Annotated in this window: 4 protein-coding genes; all 4 read right to left on the minus strand. The window is 41.1% G+C overall.

Annotated elements, in window-relative coordinates; all coding sequences use genetic code 11:
• Positions 1-333: 333 nt before the first annotated feature.
• Positions 334-489: a hypothetical protein gene (locus F6K49_RS42400; protein WP_293107385.1), complete on the minus strand. Its 156-nt coding sequence runs from the start codon at positions 487-489 to the stop codon at positions 334-336.
• A gap of 673 nt (positions 490-1,162) precedes the next feature.
• The gene (locus F6K49_RS42405) at positions 1,163-1,321 is read right to left on the minus strand and encodes a hypothetical protein (protein ID WP_293107388.1); all 159 of its coding nucleotides are present in this window, start codon (positions 1,319-1,321) and stop codon (positions 1,163-1,165) included.
• Between the two features lie 357 nt (positions 1,322-1,678).
• The gene (locus F6K49_RS42410) at positions 1,679-1,963 is read right to left on the minus strand and encodes a helix-turn-helix transcriptional regulator (protein ID WP_293107391.1); all 285 of its coding nucleotides are present in this window, start codon (positions 1,961-1,963) and stop codon (positions 1,679-1,681) included.
• Entirely contained in the window at positions 1,956-2,165 is a 210-nt protein-coding gene (locus F6K49_RS42415; RefSeq protein WP_293107394.1) for a type II toxin-antitoxin system RelE/ParE family toxin, read from the minus strand. Before F6K49_RS42415 ends, F6K49_RS42410 begins: the two co-directional genes overlap by 8 nt.
• Positions 2,166-2,273: the final 108 nt, after the last annotated feature.

The raw sequence follows: 2,273 nt of genomic DNA on the forward strand, positions 1-2,273 counted from the left end.
TGTAATGGAGAATCCAACGACGATTAATTTGCAAAAGTTCAGACAAAGTTTGTTGGCACAATTGCTGTAGGCGGAGCCAATGATGAAGATGTTGACCAATATAAAAAGAGCTATGTCTACGTTGTGAAGTTGAGGAATTTTCCGGTCGTGCTACATATTTTTGAATACCAATACTCTTAATGTTTTGACCGTGGATAATGGCACTAGTCTATGCAATAGCAACGACAATAAGTAGAATATTCACGCTGCTGAGGTTTGAGCTTAGAGCCTTCAAGATTCTAGCCACCTGCTTTAAAATCTCGAAACATCTCTTCTTCTCTTGGTGCGCGTTCCCTAGGTCGGGAAACCCGACCGGGGTCGCACCGCAATATCAAAACGCTTTTGGTAAGCTCGAATAGCTAGGTCTAAATCCATCAAGTTAGTTAAGATATACCAAGGTTCTTTTGTCTTAAATCCTTTGTAGTTTCTTGTCTTGATGCAGTCGCTCATGGGGGGGACCCCCAAGACCGCGCTGCATCGCTTTCCACTTAGCCGCAATATTGAAAGTTCCAAAGCCGGTTTGCGTCGCTCACCTGTCGGTCATTGATGAAAAAGTTCATCCCAGGAGTTAAACCCCAATCTCTTAGTTCCTTATATAAGCCATTTTCTACGGCAATCTTTGTATCGCATTTCTGTCTTAAACAAAAGAAGGTACCTTTTTCTGATAGCCAACTTGCCAATTTTGGTGAACAAAATTCTCGATCACAAGCGCACAACCACTATATACTCATCTATTTGCTCTGATAAAACCTCAAGACTTTTTCCTAATACCTCTTGCTGTTCTTTGAGGTTACTACTTCCTTGTCTTGATGCAGTCGCTCATGGGGGAAACCACGGCAGTCGCTCATGGGGGAGACCCCCAAGACCGCGCTGCCTTCCCAAGACCGCGCTGCATCGCTTTTTTGATAAAAAACTCCAATATACTGGCCATGCTCTTTGGTTCCAGATTACACTGACCATCAAAATGTTTATTTCTCCCCAGCTTGTTCTGTCTAGAGCTAAATATATAGTATCATTGGGCTTAAACATACTCCTTAAAAGACACTTTACACAGGGAAACCAAATTTTTTCCACACCTAAATTTTCCTTTCTCAAAAAACGCCGTAATTTCTGCCGACGACTTTCAAACAAAATTGGTAATGGCAGTGCCGTGGGCTTTCCACTCTAACTTCACTTGTTTAAATAATTGAAGACTTGCTACCACTAGACTTAGTAATAGATAAGTACTGCGGTTGAGTTCCTTTTCCAGGATTTCTTGGTATTCTTTTGCTATCATTTTCATGATAATAGGTCGGCTTTGCTATATTTGACCTATCTTTTTTTTGATCTTATGGCTGTATCTTCTGCTACATCTAGCTTTCCCCTACCTCTGTCACCCTGCTAGATGTCACTCAGACTAAACATGATAGTTTTTAGAAATTATTTGATAATTTGATGTTAATAACTTGAAACTGTTTTGTCTAATGGGATCCATTTAGCCGTCAGTGGTCAGCTGATAGCTGATAGCCGTCAGTGGTCAGCTGATAGCTGATAGCTGATAGCCGTCAGTGGTCAGCTGATAGCTGATAGCTGATAGCCGTCAGTGGTCAGCTGATAGCTGATAGCTGATAGCTGAAAACTATAAAACTTTCGGGACGACTTATACCTTCACTTCCATCCCTACTTTTCCTAGCAAATTAATTAACTTATCCACACTAAATCGACTAATTTCACCATTCATTAAATTACTAATCCTCGGTTGGGTTTCTCCCAAAAACTCTGCTGCCTCATTTTGAGTCCATCCCCGCTCCTGAATATAGGAACGTAAATCTAACATCAGATCCGCTCTTACCTTGAGATTCATTGCTTCTTCTGCCTCAAATCCCAAATCTTTAAATACATTGTCATCCCCTAACAGGACGTTGACGGTTTTTTCATCAGTCATTTTTATGTTTATCCTTTTGTTCCTTTCTAAACTGAACCATCTCCTGATAACGCTTCTGTCCTAGTTGAATGTCCCGCTTTGAGGTCTTCTGTGTTTTTTTCTGGAAAACATGAAGCACATAAATAGCTTTTGCTGCTTGTATCAATGTCCTAGCAGGGCGACAAAGGGGATTGAAAACTAGACAGGGCAAGCTCAATGGCACGTTTGCCCTGATTGTAATGGAGAATCCAACGACGATTAATTTGCAAAAGTTCAGACAAAGTTTGTTGGCACAATTGCTGTAGGCGGAGCCAATGATGAAGATGTTGAC

The organism is Moorena sp. SIO3I6, from assembly GCF_010672095.1.

Excerpts from the sequence above, each read along its gene's own strand:
- F6K49_RS42400 (WP_293107385.1), bottom strand. The coding sequence starts at position 489 with ATGAGCGACTGCATCAAGACAAGAAACTACAAAGGATTTAAGACAAAA.
- F6K49_RS42410 (WP_293107391.1), bottom strand. The coding sequence starts at position 1,963 with ATGACTGATGAAAAAACCGTCAACGTCCTGTTAGGGGATGACAATGTA.
- F6K49_RS42405 (WP_293107388.1), bottom strand. The coding sequence starts at position 1,321 with ATGAAAATGATAGCAAAAGAATACCAAGAAATCCTGGAAAAGGAACTC.